Source organism: Paracoccus beibuensis (assembly GCF_026162625.1).
GTDB lineage: Bacteria > Pseudomonadota > Alphaproteobacteria > Rhodobacterales > Rhodobacteraceae > Paracoccus > Paracoccus beibuensis.
Genome location: NZ_JAOTBD010000048.1, coordinates 1 through 16,457 on the forward strand (window position 1 = coordinate 1; position 16,457 = coordinate 16,457).

At 62.2% G+C, this 16,457-nt stretch carries 16 protein-coding genes and 3 pseudogenes; 9 read left to right on the top strand and 10 right to left on the bottom strand.

The window, feature by feature from the left end; genetic code table 11:
- Positions 1-217: zinc-binding dehydrogenase (locus OC159_RS18125; RefSeq protein ID WP_265502606.1), on the top strand; the 217-nt coding region annotated here is incomplete at its 5' end.
- Positions 218-567: 350 nt separating this feature from the next.
- Here the strand turns inward: OC159_RS18125 and OC159_RS18130 are convergent.
- Positions 568-2,232 carry a 4-hydroxyphenylacetate 3-hydroxylase family protein gene (locus OC159_RS18130; protein ID WP_265502607.1) on the bottom strand — a complete coding sequence of 555 codons (1,665 nt, stop codon included), beginning with the start codon at positions 2,230-2,232 and terminating at the stop codon, positions 568-570.
- On the opposite strand from OC159_RS18130, the gene OC159_RS18135 reads away from it, so the two are divergent.
- Together OC159_RS18135 and OC159_RS18140 are read left to right on the top strand one after the other, a co-directional pair.
- Positions 2,218-2,856 carry a TetR/AcrR family transcriptional regulator gene (locus OC159_RS18135; RefSeq protein ID WP_265502608.1) on the top strand — a complete coding sequence of 213 codons (639 nt, stop codon included), beginning with the start codon at positions 2,218-2,220 and terminating at the stop codon, positions 2,854-2,856. The genes OC159_RS18130 and OC159_RS18135 overlap by 15 nt on opposite strands.
- On the top strand, positions 2,843-3,376 hold the full coding sequence (locus OC159_RS18140; protein ID WP_265502609.1) for an isochorismatase family protein: 534 nt from the start codon (positions 2,843-2,845) through the stop codon (positions 3,374-3,376). Before OC159_RS18135 ends, OC159_RS18140 begins: the two co-directional genes overlap by 14 nt.
- 216 nt (positions 3,377-3,592) lie before the next feature.
- Here OC159_RS18140 and OC159_RS18145 read toward each other — a convergent pair whose 3' ends face one another.
- The 4 genes and pseudogenes from OC159_RS18145 to OC159_RS18160 all read right to left on the bottom strand — a co-directional run bounded on the left by OC159_RS18145 (position 3,593) and on the right by OC159_RS18160 (position 6,290).
- Positions 3,593-3,991 (bottom strand): recombinase family protein, encoded by a 399-nt coding sequence (locus OC159_RS18145; RefSeq protein WP_456095342.1) that lies wholly within the window; start codon positions 3,989-3,991, stop codon positions 3,593-3,595.
- Between the two features lie 75 nt (positions 3,992-4,066).
- A pseudogene (locus tag OC159_RS18150) lies at positions 4,067-4,586 on the bottom strand (transposase); the annotation flags it as partial.
- Positions 4,582-5,187: pseudogene (locus OC159_RS18155) on the bottom strand (IS110 family transposase); the annotation flags it as partial. The pseudogenes OC159_RS18155 and OC159_RS18150, both read right to left, overlap by 5 nt.
- Positions 5,188-5,354: 167 nt before the next feature.
- Positions 5,355-6,290, bottom strand: coding sequence for a LysR substrate-binding domain-containing protein (locus OC159_RS18160; RefSeq protein ID WP_265502610.1), 936 nt, complete (start codon positions 6,288-6,290; stop codon positions 5,355-5,357).
- Between the two features lie 113 nt (positions 6,291-6,403).
- Between OC159_RS18160 and OC159_RS18165 the strand changes: the two genes are divergently transcribed.
- From OC159_RS18165 to OC159_RS18180, 4 genes are all read left to right on the top strand, one after another.
- Entirely contained in the window at positions 6,404-7,198 is a 795-nt protein-coding gene (locus tag OC159_RS18165) for a type 1 glutamine amidotransferase domain-containing protein (protein WP_265502611.1), read from the top strand.
- 71 nt (positions 7,199-7,269) lie between these two features.
- Positions 7,270-7,566, top strand: a complete 297-nt coding sequence (locus OC159_RS18170) for a putative quinol monooxygenase (protein ID WP_265502612.1) — start codon at positions 7,270-7,272, stop codon at positions 7,564-7,566.
- A gap of 206 nt (positions 7,567-7,772) precedes the next feature.
- A complete protein-coding gene (locus OC159_RS18175) occupies positions 7,773-8,513 on the top strand; it encodes an SDR family oxidoreductase (protein ID WP_265502613.1) in 741 nt (246 codons plus the stop codon).
- Positions 8,514-8,624: 111 nt separating this feature from the next.
- Positions 8,625-8,918, top strand: coding sequence for a putative quinol monooxygenase (locus OC159_RS18180; protein ID WP_265502614.1), 294 nt, complete (start codon positions 8,625-8,627; stop codon positions 8,916-8,918).
- 16 nt (positions 8,919-8,934) lie between these two features.
- On the opposite strand, the gene OC159_RS18185 is transcribed toward OC159_RS18180, so the two are convergent.
- From OC159_RS18185 to OC159_RS18195, 3 genes and pseudogenes are all read right to left on the bottom strand, one after another.
- Positions 8,935-9,072, bottom strand: coding sequence for a hypothetical protein (locus tag OC159_RS18185; RefSeq protein WP_265502615.1), 138 nt, complete (start codon positions 9,070-9,072; stop codon positions 8,935-8,937).
- Positions 9,073-9,141: 69 nt separating this feature from the next.
- Complete coding sequence (locus OC159_RS18190) at positions 9,142-10,224, bottom strand: alkene reductase (protein ID WP_265502616.1); 1,083 nt, start codon at positions 10,222-10,224, stop codon at positions 9,142-9,144.
- A 125-nt stretch (positions 10,225-10,349) separates the two neighbouring features.
- A pseudogene (locus OC159_RS18195) lies at positions 10,350-10,598 on the bottom strand (integrase core domain-containing protein); the annotation flags it as partial.
- A 258-nt stretch (positions 10,599-10,856) separates the two neighbouring features.
- On the opposite strand from OC159_RS18195, the gene OC159_RS18200 reads away from it, so the two are divergent.
- On the top strand, positions 10,857-11,996 hold the full coding sequence (locus OC159_RS18200) for a glutathione-independent formaldehyde dehydrogenase (protein ID WP_265502617.1): 1,140 nt from the start codon (positions 10,857-10,859) through the stop codon (positions 11,994-11,996).
- A gap of 30 nt (positions 11,997-12,026) precedes the next feature.
- Complete coding sequence (locus OC159_RS18205) at positions 12,027-12,596, top strand: type 1 glutamine amidotransferase domain-containing protein (RefSeq protein ID WP_265502618.1); 570 nt, start codon at positions 12,027-12,029, stop codon at positions 12,594-12,596.
- Positions 12,597-13,326: 730 nt separating this feature from the next.
- On the opposite strand, the gene OC159_RS20040 is transcribed toward OC159_RS18205, so the two are convergent.
- Both OC159_RS20040 and OC159_RS18220 read right to left on the bottom strand, forming a co-directional pair.
- A complete protein-coding gene (locus OC159_RS20040) occupies positions 13,327-15,987 on the bottom strand; it encodes an excinuclease ABC subunit UvrA (protein WP_322626748.1) in 2,661 nt (886 codons plus the stop codon).
- Positions 15,988-16,240: 253 nt separating this feature from the next.
- Positions 16,241-16,457: zinc-binding dehydrogenase (locus tag OC159_RS18220; protein WP_265502619.1), on the bottom strand; the 217-nt coding region annotated here is incomplete at its 5' end.

The window sequence follows — 16,457 nt, forward strand, 5'->3', positions numbered from 1 at the left end:
GCTGGGCAAGAGCCTCACGCTCAAGGGTTATCTCTACAGCGAGATCGTCTCGGACGATGCCGCCCTTGATCGTGCCAAGGCGTTCATCGTGGCGGGACTGGAATCTGGCGCGCTCAAGCCGCGGATCGCGCGCACTTTCCCGCTCGACGCCATCCAGGACGCGCACCGCTTCCTCGAATCGAACGACCAGATCGGCAAGGTCGTCGTTACGGTCTGACCGGCAAGCCTGGGGGAGCGAGCGATGGCTCCCCCCTCCCGGACACAGGATCGGACCCTCAGCGCCCATGCCCTCTTTGCATGTGGCGCAGGCTTGAGAGCATGATCGCTTCTCACCGCGTGCCAGACCTGTCTCGGCGCAACATGGGGGGGCTATGGCCGTTGCATGTATTGGCGCGGAAATACATTCATCTTTTACCCCGACCGTGATGAAACAGGGGCCGCACGGGCGGATAAGGTGGCAGGATCGATGCGAGGAGCCCTAAGCTGCCCGTTCATACTTGGTTGCGCGCCGCACGACGGCGTCCTCATCGTGCATTCATCATTGCCTGGGACCAATCTCACCAGAGATCAGACAGACCTTTCCATTGCCAAGGAAGAGGCGGCCGTCCCTGAAGGCGGTGTCAGTTCAGGCGTTTCGCATCCTATTGTGCAGCATCTGCCCGGCTGCTTGCTCACACGCCGCCCGTCGTTGAGGAGGCCACGGTCGAGCAGGCTCTCGACCAGTTCCACCTTCTCCATCACCGGATAGTTGCGCCAGATCTCGCGTTTCATTGCCTCGGGCGAGCCGCCGCCATGGAGCGAGATCACCGAATACCAGCCTGCCTCGTGCGAAACCGTCAGATCCTCGATAAAACGGGCAACCTCTACGCGCTGCTCGAAGGGGATGTCGGCGCGTCCACCCATCACCGCGGCGATCGAGGCGGCGGTCTCGGGGTTGTGGTCCTCGTCCGGTCCTGGCAGCGCGACGATCAGCCCCCCCGAAACATAATGGGCGACGCGGTGCATGTCGTAGATCTTCGTGGCCAGCAGCAGCTTGCCAATGTTGGAAAACACCGCATCCGGCATGACCGACCCGGCCGCATCCTTGGTGCAATAAACCGAAGACGCCACCCCGCAGGCATAGAAGCTTTCGGTAATGGTGATCAGTTCCACCATCTGATCGCGGATATGCCCGTGACGGTCCGCGTCGAGTCCGTTGGCCTCGATCATCAGCGCCCCGGCCCCAATCAGCAGATCGCCGAAGCCCGCTCTCGCAGCAATGCAGGAATGGCGGTGATGGGTTGCATAGGAGGTCGTCAGGAAGCCGCCCTCCTCGGTCTCGCCCGCGAGAAACACGCGGTCATGGGGCACGAAGACGTCATCGAAGACCACCATCGCCACGGCCTGGCCGTATTTCGCCGAGAACTTCGCCGCCGCGTTGCCTGGCTGGCCCGCCGGCCGCGAGATGATCGTCACGCCCGGCGCGTCACAGGGAACGGCGCAGCAGACGGCAAAGGCGCTGTCCTCCGGCATGTGCGTGCGACATGGCATGACGAGGAATTCGTGCATGTAGGGCGCGCCTGTCACGATGGCCTTGGTGCCCCGGATGACGATGCCGTCCTTCCGGCGCTCCGTGATGTGGACATAGACATCCGGGTTCACCTGCTTGCCCGGACGCAGGGACCGGTCGCCCTTGGCGTCAGTCATCGCGACCCCTAGCGTCAGGTCGCGGTCCTGAATGTCGTGAAGATAGGCCAGGAACCGCTGGCCGTAGTCGGTGCCATGGTTGGCATCGATCAGGTGCGTTGCCTGCCAGAGTCCGTTCAGCGCATCATGCGTAAGGTAGCGCTGCGCGCAGCCGGAAGTCCTGCAGACCAGCCGCACGGCCTCAAGCTTGTCGAGCAGGTCCTGCGAGGTCTCGTTGATGTGCAGCATCCGGTTGACGGTCTTGCCGGAGGTGCCCTGCCGGGCCGTCATGATGCGCGCGTGCTGTTCCTGTAGGGCGAAGTCGTAGGTGACACCCACACCGGCGATGCCGGGCGCCAGCAGCGGCTCATCGGCGACGCTTTCAACGGCCTGACCGCTGACGAAGACGCGGGGTTTGTAGGCCCGGAGCGAGTCCCGGTAGTCGGCAGCTGACATCAGCATGATGATTCCCTCCGGATTGTTTAAAATATCGAACGCTGTTAGATTAATGAACAGTGTTAGAATATCTGTCAAGGATGATAGGAGGGCATGGTGGCGGAGCGTCAAACCCGGCGGACAGCGGTTAGCGAACACAAGCGCGCGTTGATCCTCGAAGCCGCGCGCCAGGTCTTTGCCGAAGAGGGGCTGGACGGGGCGAGCCTGCGGGCCATCGCGGTCAGGGCCGGATACACGCCCGCTGCGCTCTATTTTCACTTCGACTCCAAGGAGGCGATGTATGCCGAGGTGCTGCATGGCTCGCTGGTGTCCCTGGGTGCCGCGGTCGAGGGAAGCGTCGCCGGGACGAAGACTCCGCAGCAGCACCTAAAGGCCGCTGCGATGGCCTTCTTCCGGTTCTATGCCGAGAACCCGCGGGATCTGGACCTGGGCTTCTACCTGTTTCGCGGCGGCATGAAGCCGGCAGGACTGGGACGCGAGCGTGACGAGCGGCTGAACGCAGCGCTCGAAGCCGCCCTGCGGCCAATTGCCGAGGCCGCTTTGGCACTTGGTGCCTCAGCGGAGCGCGCCAATCTGCTGATGGTGGATTGCTTCGCCCATGCGACGGGGCTTCTGCTGCTGCTCCATACCGGCCGCATCCGCATGTTCGGAGCCTCGGCGCCCGAGTTGATGGAGGCTTACGTCGATGAGCGCGTCGAGCGGCTTGTGGAAGGACAGGACCATGATGACCATTGATCCCGCACGCTCCCTACTTCTCGTCATCGACTTCCAAGTGCGCCTGATGCCTGCGATCCATGAGGGCGAGCTGGCGGTCCGCAATGCGCGGCGGCTGACCGACGCTGCAGCGCTGATGGGCATCCCGTGCCTCTTCACCGAACAGAACGCCAAGGGTCTCGGCCCGACAGTCGACGATCTTATGGTCCCGCAGGATCGACTGGTTCACAAGCAGTTCTTCGATGCCTGCCGCGAGGAGGGCTTTCTCGCTCGCATCCCCGCAGACGCCCATGTCGTCGTCCTCGGATGCGAGGCACATGTCTGTGCTCTACAGACGGTGCTGGGCTTGCTCGCGGCCTCACGGAAGACCTGGGTGGTGCGCGACGCGCTTGGCTCGCGCCATCCCGAGAATAAGGAGACTGCTCTGCGCCGTATGGAGCGCCACGGCGCCGAGATCGTCACGACCGAGATGGTGGTCTTTGAATGGCTGCAGAGCGCCGGAAACCCGCAGTTCCGGCAGTCCGTGGCATTGATCAAGTGACTGAACTGTATAGAAAAAAACCGAGTAGAGCGTCGGGGCTGGGTCAAGGCACCGCATTATCAGCGCTGCCAAGGCAAACGGGATGCCGCATTAAGTGTGTGGATTGCCAATGCTGACATATTCATTTGGCAGGCGCAGCGAACGTCCGCTTCGTCCTGCATCCCAGTCGTTGCGCCTTGCTCTTTGGATGACCGCTTCCACGCGCAGGTGCCCAAGCTATCGGTTTGTATCGTTTTTCGGTTCGCCATTTCTCAGGGCAGCGTACAAAGCGGAGTTGCCGACTTTCACGCGTGCGGCGGCCTCGCGGACGGTGAGGCCGGTCGCAATTAGATGGCGGGCACGTGCGACCCTTTCCGGCGTGGCGGCCATCGGCCGGCCCCCCTTTCGTCCCCTTGCTGCCGCCGCCGTGAGCCCTGCGTTCGTCCGTTCACGGATCAGATCGCGCTCGAACTGACCAAGGGCGCCGAAAATGTGGAAGACGAGCCGCCCGGTGGGGGTCGTGGTGTCGATGTTCTCGGTCAGCGACCGGAACCCCACGCCGCGATTTTCCAGGTCGGCGACGGTCTGAAGCAGATGCGTCATAGACCGGCCGAGGCGGTCGAGTTTCCAGACCACGAGTGTCCGTCGTCGAATGATTTGGAACAGGCGGCCTGAGTTTGGTCTGGAGGGTCCTGGCTCCGTGGGTTGAGGTTATGCTGCCTGGCGCTGATGGATCAAGCGCCGGTTCTGGATGGTCAGTTTCTTGATCTTCTCCCTTTCTGCCAGGATGGCCGGGCCGCGTCCGAAGTAGACGTCATCGGGCGTGAGGTTGCCGAGGCTCTCGTGATAGCGGTGGTTGTTGTAATGCTCGACAAAGGCCGCGATGGCCGCCTCGAGGTCGCCCTGCAGATAGTAGTTTTCCAGCAGAATGCGGTTCTTGAGGGTCTGGTGCCAGCGTTCGATCTTGCCCTGCGTCTGAGGGTGGTTGGGGGCGCCACGGACATGGTCCATGCCATGTTCTTCGAGGTATTCGGCCAGATCACCGGCGATGTAGCAGGGGCCGTTGTCGCTCAGCAGCCGCGGCTTGTGCAGCACGGCGATGCTGTCCGGATGCAGCAAGGGCGATATCAAGCGTGGCGCTGACATCGTCCGCGTTCATGGTGGTGCACAGCTTCCAGCCAACAATGTAGCGCGAAAAGTCATCCAGGACAGTGGACAGGTAGAACCACCCGCGCCTCGGCATCGGCAACTGCGTCGATGTAATCCTGCAGGACGATCTGTTGCGCCGGATGCGTGAACCGGACCAGCGCGAGCCAGCGCCGGTAGGCTCCGGTCCAGCCCTTCTTGCCGGGATAAATCCGGCTGTGGCGGAGCAGGAAGCCCTGCAGGTGCTGGCGCGCCTTTCCCGCCACCCGCATCGCCGTCGCCCGTGCGCGGACCAGATCGCGCATCGCCTCATGGGCCGCGTCCGGCACCCAGACCGCTGTCAGTTCGCCCGCGCGGTGCAGCTTGGCCAGCATCACCGCATCGCGGCGGTCGGTCTTCACCCGATCCCCGGCCTTCACGGGGATCAGCGAGGGTGCGACCACGATACAGTCGTGCCCGAGCTCGACAAGCTGGCGGTGCAGGCCATAACCGCAGGGACCGGCCTCGTAACAAAAATGCAGTGGCGCCCCGGCCGCAGCGAGCTTCTCAACAAGCTTGCGGATGTGGTCCGGGCGGTTCGGCACCGATCCCAGGTGCCGAACTTCACCGCCACGCAAGCACTGCGCGACGGCGACCGATATCGACGCCTTGTGGACGTCCAGCCCGATGAACGTGGTATGCTCCATACGGTCTCTCCCCCATTCCTGAGGCTGGGAACCAGCCAACCTGGCGCAACCCTCGACCGGAGAATGCCGCGGGAGAGGCCACCGACCCAGTCAGTTCACACGGCGATCATGGGGTCTAAGGAATGTTTGTGAAGTTCAACCGGCGTAGCCCGGCCGAATGAAGTCCATCACGCTGGTGACGGCATGGCTGTCGCTGCTGTCTTGCCCTTGAAGTCAGTGATGACCTCGCCGATCAGCCCACGTAGCCAGCGGTGTGCGGGATCGTGCCGGTAGCGGACGTGCCAGGCCATTTCCACGGGAAAGCTGCCGAGGTCGACCGGGGCGGGCAGGATCTTCAGCCGGGGGTCGTGCATCAGCCGCCTGCAGATGAGCGAGGGCAGGATCGCGCAGTAGTCGGTCACCGCCACCATCTCGGCTACCGCGAAGAAATTGGTCACGGAGATTGCGACGTCGCGCTTGAGCTGGTGCTGCGCCAGCGCCTGGAACAGCCCGGCGCGCATCCGGCCAGGTGGCACGATGTTGACGTGCTTCATCGTCTCGAACTGCTCGCGCGTCATGGCATCGCCGACGGCCGGATGGTCGGCGCGGACGGCGCAGGCGAGCCCTTCGTCCATGAGGTGCTGGACGACGAGGTTGTCGGGCGGGTCGACGATGCGGCCCAGCACGAGCGCCGTCGTGCCCGACACGACGCCTGTTTCCACAAGATCGTTGCCGTAGGGCGTCAGACGTAGCTTGATGCCGGGCGCGACCTTCTCCAGACGCGCCAAGACAGCGGGGACGATGACGAACTCGACATAGCCGTTCGGCGCGATCGTGAAGAGCCGTTCGGCGTGTGCGGGGTCGAAGGCCTGCTGACCGAGGACCGCGTCGTCCAGCTGCGCCAGTGCCTCGGCGATCAGCGGTGAGAGTTCGAGCGCGATCGGGGTCGGCTGGATGCCATAGCGCTCGCGGACGAACAGCTGATCCTGAAGCATCAGTCTTAGACGCGATAGGGCATTGGACAAGGCAGGCTGTGTCATCCCCAAGCGCTCGGCGGCCCGCGTGACGCTGCGCTCCTCCATCAAGGCGACGAAGATCGGCAACAGGTTCAGGTCGTAGCGCATGCAGTCATCCTGTCATCCGTATATCTGAAATTGAAAAGATAAACTTCTAGAATATGTCAACAAGGCCCACCTACCATCCATCGGCGACGGATGCCGCGAACATGGAGGTTCAGATGAGCAAGGGTCAGGTTCTCGTTCTTGGATCGAACGCGACGCAGATCGGTCTGCGTGGCGGCGGTACCGCAACGGTCGGTCAGTATCTCAACGAGACGGCAGTCCCCGCGCTGGCTCTGCTCGACGCCGGCTATGATATTGTTCTCGCCACGCCCAACGGAGCCAAGCCGTACATCGACGCCGGCTCCGACACGAAGGACCACTTCGGCGGTGATGAGGCGGCATACCAGCGCGCCAAGGACTTCTTCGCCCGCCACCCGGCCATGAACGACGTCCGCACGCTGAAATCGGTCGTCGACGAGGGTCTGGACGGCTTCGTTGGCGTGTTCGTGCCGGGAGGTCACGCGCCCATCGTCGATCTGATGCAGGACCGCGATGCGGGCACGATCCTCCGTCACTTCCACGCGGCGGCCAAGCCGACCGCGCTCCTCTGCCACGGACCGGTGGTCGTTGTCGCCGCGCTCGACGATGCTCCGGCCTTCCGCAAGGCACTGGAGGAAGGCGATGACGCCGGGGCGGCCGATCTGGCGCGAGACTGGATCTACGCGGGTTACCGCATGACAGTCTTTTCGGCGAGCGAGGAAGAGATCGCCGAGGAGCAAGTGCTGAAGGGCGAGCTCTACTTTGACATGGAAAAGGCGCTGCGGTCGGCCGGTGGCGACGTGTCGGTCACCGACGAGAACTTCGCTTCGAATGTCGTCGTCGACCGAGAGCTGATTACGGGTCAGAATCCGGCATCGGACCGGGCCATGGCCGACGCATTGATCGAAGCCCTCGATCGCGCCGCTGCGTGAGTACCACGATGACCGGCGGGGCGCTGAGGGTGCGCCCCGCTTCGGATATGACCAGGACAGGGTATGCTGCCATGACCGCCAACGTGAAGATCGTCGCCGTCCTAACCGCCCGTGCGGATACCGTCGACCGCCTGCGCGCTCTGCTCGACGCCATGCTAGAGCCGAGCCGGGCCGAACCGGGCAATTTGCGCTACGATCTCTGGCAGGACCAGAGCGATACGAACCGTTTCGTGCTCGACGAGCTGTACGCGGACGCAGATGCGGTCGCCGCCCACCGTGCGACGCCCCACTTCCAGAACTACCTCTCTCAGATCGGCGATCTGGCCGAGCGCGCCGCGTTTGTCCTCAACCCCGTCTCGGCGACCTGAGGACGGTGCCAATTGGCAAGCCTGTCGAATGGGTGGGTTCGGCACGGCTTGTACAGGCTTTCAACACAGACGAGTTGCGGATGATCGGCCTGTTGGCACCTGCGCTTCGCGTGGTGCCTTTTGGACCTCATTCATCCACGCGGCTAACGCTGAGGCGGAGCCGCGATCCGGCGAAAAATCAACAGCTGACTTGAAGGAATACAGTCATGACCAAGGGTATCGAAGGCAAGGTCGTTCTCATCACCGGCGGCAGCACCGGCATCGGCGCAGAAACCGCGCGTCTTCTCGCGGAACGCGGCGCGAAGGTGGCCATCGCCGCGCGGCGCAAGGACAGGCTCGACGAGGTCGTCGCGGACATTGCCGCAAAGGGCGGCACGGCACGTAGCTACGCGCTCGACGTGACCGACAAGTCGGCGGTCCAGTCCGTCGTTGCCGCAATTATTGCCGACTTCGGCCGCCTCGACGTGCTGATCAACAACGCCGGGCTAATGCCGATCCGTCCGATGTCCGAGGTCAACACCGACGAGTGGGACCAGATGATCGACGTCAATCTGAAGGGTACGCTCTACGGCATCGCGGCGGCCCTTCCTGGCTTTCTCGAGCAGGGCAGCGGTCACATCATCAACTTGAGCTCGGTTGCGGGCATCAAGGTCTTCGCACCGGGCGGCACGGTCTACTCCGGCACCAAGTTCGCCGTCAGCGCGATCAGCGAGGGCTTGCGCCATGAGGTGGGTGAAAAGGTCCGTGTCACGTCAATCGAGCCTGGAGCCGTCGAAAGCGATTTGAAGTTCACGACGTCTGGCACGGCTGCCGAGACTGTGCTCGACTTCTACAAGCAGGCCATCCCGGCGGCATCGGTGGCGCGTGCTATCGCGTTCGCTGTCGAACAACCTGATGACGTCGACGTCAACGCGATCGTCATCCGGCCGACCGCACAGCAGTTCTGATTCCAACGAGGAGGCGGGGCCGCGTGTGCTCCGCCTCATGGGGAACCTACCGGCCCGCTCGTCCGTTACTTTGCCGAATAATATCTGTCCGTCTCACTTGAGGAGTCATTTATGCCCAGACTTGCCCTGTACGTGCCACTGAAGGCCAAGGCCGGAAAAGAGAGCGATGTCGCCGATTTTCTGACCTCGGCGTTGCCGCTCGTTCAAGCTGAGGCGGGCACTCTGACCTGGTATGCGATCGAGGAAGGTCCCGGTGCGTACGCGATATTCGATACGTTCGACACAGAGGAGGATCGGCAGGCCCATCTTGACGGCAAGGTTGCCGCCGCACTGATGGACAAGGCAGAAGAACTGTTTTCTGAACCGCCGCAGATTCACAAGTTCACCCTGTTGGCCGCGAAATAGCGGAGCGGTCGGCACCCTAGTTGTTCAGACCGCCACGGAGGTGTTGTAAGAACAGCAGCGGCGTTCCGGTCTCCGCGCCAAGGCGCCGGTAGCCATAACGCACGCCATCGGCTTCGACATACTGCGTCGGTGCAGTGATATGGGTACTGGTCATCTCGTCTTCACATTATCTACGGATGTCTGATCAGGGACGGCAGCAATGCCGTCCCTTGGCGGTGCGATCTCAGCCGTCGAGCGTCGGATAGTCGATATACCCTTTTGCGTCGCCGCCATAGAGCGTCGTCGGATCGATCTGGTTCAGTTCCGCCCCGGTCTTTAACCGCTCGACCAGATCGGGATTCGCAATGAACGGCCTGCCAAAGGCAATGAGATCGGCCTCGCCAGCCGCCAGATGCTGGTTTGCGAGATTGAGGTCGTAACCATTGTTGGCGATGTAGGTGTTCTTGAAGCGGGTCCGCAGCGCCGCGTAGTCGAACGGTGCGACATCGCGCGGGCCGCCGGTCGCTCCTTCCACCACGTGGATGTAGACGATCCCGAGGCCATTCAGCATCTCGGCGACATAGTTGAACTGCTCTTGTTCTTCGCCAGTGATTACGGCCCCGCTGGCAGGCGATACAGGCGACAGCCGAACGCCGGTGCGATCCGCGCCGATCTCCTTCGCTACGGCCGCAACGACCTCAAGCAGCAGACGGGCGCGGGACTCGACCGATCCGCCATAGGTATCGGTGCGCACGTTGGAGGAACTGCGCAGGAATTGGTCGAGCAGATAGCCATTGGCGCCATGAACTTCGACACCGTCGAACCCGGCCTCAATGGCATTGGCTGCCGTCTTGCGGAAATCCTCGACGATGCCGGCAATTTCGGCTGTCTCCAGAGCCCGCGGCTCGGACACATCGGCAAAGCCGTCGTTCACGAAGGTCTTGGTTTCGGCCCGGATCGCCGATGGTGCAACCGGTGCTTCACCTCCATGCAGATCGACATGGCTGACGCGGCCGACGTGCCAAAGCTGCACGAAAATGCGCCCGCCCTTCGCATGGACCGCATCGGTCACCTTGCGCCATGCAGCGATCTGTTCGGGCGCATAAAGGCCTGGCGTGTTCTGATAACCCTGCGCCTGTTTGGAAATCTGTGTCGCCTCGGTGATCACGAGACCTGCGCTGGCGCGCTGCGAGTAGTATTCCGCTGCGAACTCACTCGGAACTAGGCCCTCGCCGGCGCGGTTGCGTGTGAGCGGCGCGAGCACCACGCGGTTGGAGAGAGTGATCCCGCCCAGCGTGTAGGTGTCAAAAACTGTCTTATCGGTCATTGGTGCAACTGCCTGCCCTAGAGATTGAGTATTTAATGATAATCATCATCATTAAATTTGATGACGGCAATCCTAAATGTCAGAGGGCTGTTGCAGTTGTTGATTGTTGACCTGCCACTGAACTTTCATCCAGAGGCGACCGGAGCCCGGTTAGTATTTACGCCGATTGGGGCGGGTTGAGCAATCGCCCGTCGCGCGGAGCTTTCATCTCGCGCAGCGGGGCGGGCGATTGCGGTGGTGAGGGCCAGCGTGTAGTCAGCCGGGGTCTGATAATCCAAGGCCGAATGCGGGCGCTCGGTGTTGTAGTCGGCGGCCTAGTCAGCGATCACAACACGCGCGTGAACCAGGTTGCGGAACATGGTCTCATAGAGCAGGCGCCGTTGTTTTCGCAGGGATTTCTTGAGTGCATCAATCCGCCGCTTTTTTAGACCTTCCTGGCCCAAGAAATCGAAAAGCCGCCGAAAATCGATCCGAGAACTGCCGAACGGGAAGGAACCGCTCAGGCATCAGGCGGTTTAGGACCCTAAGAGCAGTTGGAAAGATGCGAGTTCCTTCGCCGTTGCGCTGGACCGGATCATCAGCAAGCGCTCGACTTGATGACGTCTTGAGCAGCGCTACGAAAGGAAAAGTCCATGAAAGCTGTTGTGTACAACGGGCCCAAAGACGTGTCCGTCGATAACGTCGATGACCCCAAGATCGAAAAACCCACCGATGTGATCATCCGGGTGACCACCACCAACATCTGTGGGTCTGACCTTCACATGTACGAGGGCCGTACCAGCTTCGAGAAGGGCAGGGTCTTTGGTCACGAAAACCTTGGCGAAGTCATCGAGGTCGGCGCTGCCGTAGATCGGATCAAGAAGGGCGATCGCGTCTGTATGCCGTTCAACGTGGGTTGCGGGTTCTGCGAAAATTGCGAACGCGGTCTGACGGGGTTTTGCCTCACGACCAACCCCGGAACCGCCGGCGCAGCGTATGGCTTTGCCGAGATGGGGCCGTGGCAAGGCGGTCAGGCCGAGTTGATGCGCGTTCCTTATGCGGACTTCAACTGTCTGAAGCTGCCCGAGGACGCCAAAGAGAAGGAGGACGACTATGTCATGCTCTCCGACATCTTCCCGACGGGTTGGCATGGCGTCGAACTGTCCGGTTTCCTGCCCGGCGAAAGCATCGCGATCTACGGCGCTGGTCCGGTCGGTTTGATGGCCGCGCACTCAGCCCAAATCCGCGGTGCCGCTCAGATCTTCGTGGTCGATTCCCACGATGACCGCCTGAAACTGGCCGAGGCGATGGGCGCGATTCCGATCGACATGCGCAAGGGCGATCCCGCCCAGCAGATCCTTGACGCAACCGGCGGCCTCGGGACCGACCGTGGGGTCGAGGCGGTAGGTTACCAGTGCTGCGATCGCCACGGCAAGGAGCGCAGCAATTACACGATGAACTGCCTCGTAAAAAGCACGAAGGCCACCGGCGGCATCGGCGTCGTCGGCGTGTTCATCCCGGAAGACCCCAATGCCCCCGACGATCTGCAGAAGGAAGGCAAGATTGCGTTCGACTTCGGCAACTTTTGGTTCAAGGGGCAGAAGATCGGCACCGGGCAATGTAATGTAAAGCATTATAACCGGCGGCTGATGAACCTCATCGAGCATGGCCGGGCCAATCCCGCTCAAATCATCTCGCACCGACTGCGGCTCGATCAGGCGCCAGACGCCTACAAGCATTTCGATGCACGCGACGCTGGCTGGACCAAGGTTGTGCTCAAGCCGACGGCCTGACCTTAATCTTTGACGGAAAAGGAAATAGCGATGACGTTACAGGGCAAATCAGTTGCCGTTCTGATCGCGCCCCGCGGGACGGAAGAGCCGGAATTCTCGAAGCCCAAGCAAGCTATCGAGGAGGCTGGCGGCAAAGTGACCGTGGTCAGTTTTGAAGCGGGCGTGGCGCGCACAGTCAATAGCGATCTTGACGAGGGCGGCAGCTATACTATCGACAAGACGTTTGCCGAGGTCAAAGCCGACGATTTCGACGGTCTTGTTGTGCCCGGAGGGACAGTCGGCGCCGACAAGCTGCGCGGCAGCGCCGATGCAATTGATTTCATCCGGGCTTTCTTCGATCAGAAAAAACCGGTTGCGGCTATATGCCATGCACCCTGGACATTGATTGAGGCTGACGTGCTTGAGGGGCGTTCCTTGACGTCCTACCCAACGCTGAAGGTCGATATCGAGAACGCCGGCGGTAAATGGATCAATGAGGAAGTCGTCGTCGACAACGGCCTTATCACAAGCCGCGACCCCAACGACTTACCCGCCTTCTGTGCCAAACTCGTAGAGGAAGTAGCGGCGGGTGTGGGCGCTGGGCTCGCAGCCGGGAATTAAAGACGGGGCGGTCTCGACAAACCATTTTGATGGCCCGATCGCTGAAGAAGGGCCACGATAGACAGGCGTAGCGGATGGCCGGTGATAATGGCCATCCGCTACGCCGCGTATCAGACGAACACGGCGCGACGAGCAGCCAGACGTTAAGTACCTTCGACTTCGGTGAACTGTTCGGCGGCTCTGATAAGCTTCTAGGCTTGACCCATTGTAGGGTCCGGTTTCGTTCCACATAGCCGACTCCACATTCGGTCCCCTGGCTTAGACGCCGGCAATGTACGTAGACATCTGTGCCAGCCAGGACGGGCACGGTATTGCGGGTTTCCTTGTTGAGGCGCCGAGCGGCGCCCCGCTTTGGACCTACGATGCATAGCGGTTCAACGCGCAGGCGGCGCAAATGACTGTCCGCCGTCGGTAGGCGTGCACGTGCTTGGGATCAGTCGGTGCCGCAATATCCAAGCGGCGTGTCCCCCGCGCTCAGGGAGGCATGGCGAGTGACAAAGGACGCGCTCGTTGATGACCGGAATTGATCTTTTCAGTAGACGGCAGTCAGCGCCTCGACGTCACGGCCCCGGCTTGATCCGACCTTATCGTCGAGCGTCATTCCGATCAGGCCAGTGGAAGCGAACAGGATCGTGGCCTCTGACCGTTACCGGGTGGCCCCAGCCGACCGACCGCCACCATACTTGCTCTGCTGTTCTTGCGAACGCTGGATGCCGACTAGGTTTACGACCTACAGTGCCGCTTTAAGATAGGGGGCTGTGAGACTGCCTTCCGTTTCCGCAACGATGCCGGGGACGCCGCTGGCAACGATGCGGCCGCCATCTTCCCCTGCCCCCGGTCCCAGATCGATGACCCAATCCACCTGCGTGATGGCGCGCATGTCATGTTCGACGACGACGACCGTATTGCCGGCGTCGACGAGGCCCTGCAGATGTTGCATCAGCCGGTCCGCATCGGAGGGGTGAAGCCCCGAAGTTGGCTCGTCGAGGATGTAGATCGTGTTGCCGCGTTGAGCGCGTTGCAGTTCAGTCGCCAGCTTGATGCGCTGAGCCTCCCCGCCCGACAGCTCGGTTGCCGGCTGTCCGAGCCTCAGATAGCCAAGACCGATCTCCCGCAGCACGTCGAGGGAGCGCATCACAGACGCCTCGCCAGCGAAGAAATCGCACGCATCGTCCACCGTCAGTTCTAGCACCTGGGCGATATTGCGCCCGTTCCATTCGACTTCAAGCGTTTGCGGGTTGTAGCGAGAGCCATGACAGGTCGAGCACGGGGCAAAAACGCTCGGCAGGAACAGCAGCTCCACCATGACGTATCCTTCGCCCTCGCACACAGGGCAGCGCCCTTGCGCGACGTTGAACGAGAACCTTCCCGGGCTGTAGCGCCGCCGGCGGGCCAGCGGCGTATCAGCGAAGATCCTTCGCACATGGTCGAACATGCCGCTGTAGGTGGCTAGGTTCGAGCGCGGCGTGCGGCCGATCGGTTTCTGATCAACCCGCACCAGCCTGCGAACATGCTCCATGCCTGCGACAATGCGTCCTTCAGTATCGTTCTGAGCACCATCGAGCAGCGGATCGATATCCTCCTCCGCAGCCACGGAGGAGCCGCCGAGGTGTTCCGTGACGAGCTCGGGCAGCGCCTGACTGACAAGACTGGATTTGCCCGATCCCGAAACGCCGGTGACAGCGGTGAAGCAGCCGATGGGAAACTCGACGTCGAGACCTTGAAGATTGTTACGCCTGATCCCTTCCAGGCGTAGCCATGCCTTGGGATCGCGCGGTGTGCGCTCACTGCGGAGCGGCTCTGCGAACAGATAGCGGCGGGTGATCGAAGTCTCGACGTCGGCAAGCCCCTCTATCGGCCCGCTGTAGAGGACTTCACCGCCCTTTTCCCCGGCTCCTGGCCCGACATCGACGATCCATTCCGCGTGGCGGATCACGTCGAGATCATGTTCGACGACGAACAGGGAGTTGCCCGCCGCCTTGAGACGCTCGAGGATAGTCAGCAAGGCTTCGCCATCTGCCGGGTGCAACCCGGCTGAAGGCTCGTCAAGCACATAGACCACGCCGAAAAGCTGTGACGACAATTGGGTGGCAAGCCGCAAGCGCTGCAGCTCTCCGGAGGAGAGCGTCGGCGTGCTGCGATCGAGCGAAATGTAGCCAAGGCCAAGATCGATCAGCGGCTCGAGCCGCTCGATCAATTCGCAGGCAAGGCGCTGGGCGGCGATCCGCTTCTCGTCGGAGAGATTTGGCGTGCGGCGTACGTCGGGCGCGCTCTTGTGCGCAGAGCCGCCTGCGGCAACCCGTTGTTCGACGGCTGCATCGCGGGCCGCTTTTTCCAGAACATGGCCCTTTGAGGGTGCGGAGACCGCCCCATATTCGCCCCGCGCGACGGGCGTGAGCAAGTCCTTCAGCTTGAGCACCGTCAGGTCGCCGAACTCGGCAACGTCGAGGCCGGCGAATTTGACCGACAGGGCTTCGCGCTTCAGGCGCTTGCCGTCGCAGGTCGGGCAATCGCGGCCGATGATATATTGCGAGACGCGCTTCTTCATCAGCGCGCTCTTTGTGTTGGCGAAGGTTTCCAGCACATAGCGGCGCGCGCCGGTGAAGGTGCCCTGGTAGCTCGGCTCCATGCGGCGCTTGAGGGCCGTCCGGGTCTGTTCGGGCGTCAGGCCCGCATAGACCGGCACCGTCGGTGCCTCGTCAGTGAAGAGGATCCACTCGCGATCCTTTTTCGGCAGGTCGCGCCACGGCGTATCGACGTCATAGCCGAGCGAAACGAGGATATCGCGCAGGTTCTGGCCATGCCAGGCGGTCGGCCAGGCGGCGATCGCCCGGTCGCGAATGGTGAGGCTGTCGTCAGGCACCATCGTCTCTTCGGTCGCATCATATACGCGGCCGATGCCGTGGCAGGTCGCGCAGGCCCCCGCGACAGTGTTGGGGGAGAAATCCTCCGCATAGAGCATGGGCTGATGGCGCGGATATTCGCCGACGCGCGAATAGAGCATCCGCACCAGGCTGGAGAGCGTCGTCACGCTGCCGACCGAGGATCGCGCGTTGGCCGAGCCGCGCTGCTGCTGCAACGCGACCGCAGGCGGCAATCCGTCAATCGCGTCGACCTCCGGCACGCCCGCCTGGTCGATCAGGCGACGGGCATAGGGCGCAACCGATTCCAGATAACGCCGCTGCGCTTCGGCATAAAGGGTGCCGAACGCGAGCGATGACTTGCCCGAGCCCGATATCCCTGTGAACACCACGAAGGCGTCGCGCGGTACATCGACGTCAACATTTTTGAGGTTGTTCTGGCGCGCGCCGCGGACCTGCACGCTCGCGGGCGGCCCCGCAAGCCCATGATCGGTGGCCGCCGTCGCCGCGTGTATATCCTTGCTCTTCAATTCAGTCTTCCTGACATATCCGCCCGTGCGGCCCCTGTTTCATCACGGTCGGGGTAACGGATGAATGTATTTCCGGGCCAGTACATGCAAGGGCCATAGCCCCATGTTGCGCTGAGACAGGTCTGGCACGCGGTGAGAAGCGATCATGCTCTCAAGCCTGCGCCACATGCAAAGAGGGCATGGGCGCTGAGGGTCCGATCCTGTGTCCGGGAGGGAGGAGGGGAGCAATCGCTCGCTCCCCCAGGTTTGCCGGTCAGACCGTAACGACCACCTTGCCGATCTGGTCGTTCGATTCGAGGAAGCGGTGCGCGTCCTGGATGGCGTCGAGCGGGAAAGTGCGCGCGATCCGCGGCTTGAGCGCGCCAGATTCCAGCCCCGCCACGATGAACGCCTTGGCACGATCAAGGGCGGCATCGTCCGAGACGATCTCGCTGTAGAGATAACCCTTGATCGTGAGGCTCTTGCCCAGA

Coding starts and splice junctions, on each gene's coding strand:
- OC159_RS18140 (WP_265502609.1), top strand. CDS start 2,843: ATGATGACCATTGATCCCGCACGCTCCCTACTTCTCGTCATCGACTTC.
- OC159_RS18160 (WP_265502610.1), bottom strand. CDS start 6,290: ATGCGCTACGACCTGAACCTGTTGCCGATCTTCGTCGCCTTGATGGAG.
- OC159_RS18165 (WP_265502611.1), top strand. CDS start 6,404: ATGAGCAAGGGTCAGGTTCTCGTTCTTGGATCGAACGCGACGCAGATC.
- OC159_RS18170 (WP_265502612.1), top strand. CDS start 7,270: ATGACCGCCAACGTGAAGATCGTCGCCGTCCTAACCGCCCGTGCGGAT.
- OC159_RS18175 (WP_265502613.1), top strand. CDS start 7,773: ATGACCAAGGGTATCGAAGGCAAGGTCGTTCTCATCACCGGCGGCAGC.
- OC159_RS18180 (WP_265502614.1), top strand. CDS start 8,625: ATGCCCAGACTTGCCCTGTACGTGCCACTGAAGGCCAAGGCCGGAAAA.
- OC159_RS18185 (WP_265502615.1), bottom strand. CDS start 9,072: ATGACCAGTACCCATATCACTGCACCGACGCAGTATGTCGAAGCCGAT.
- OC159_RS18190 (WP_265502616.1), bottom strand. CDS start 10,224: ATGACCGATAAGACAGTTTTTGACACCTACACGCTGGGCGGGATCACT.
- OC159_RS18200 (WP_265502617.1), top strand. CDS start 10,857: ATGAAAGCTGTTGTGTACAACGGGCCCAAAGACGTGTCCGTCGATAAC.
- OC159_RS18205 (WP_265502618.1), top strand. CDS start 12,027: ATGACGTTACAGGGCAAATCAGTTGCCGTTCTGATCGCGCCCCGCGGG.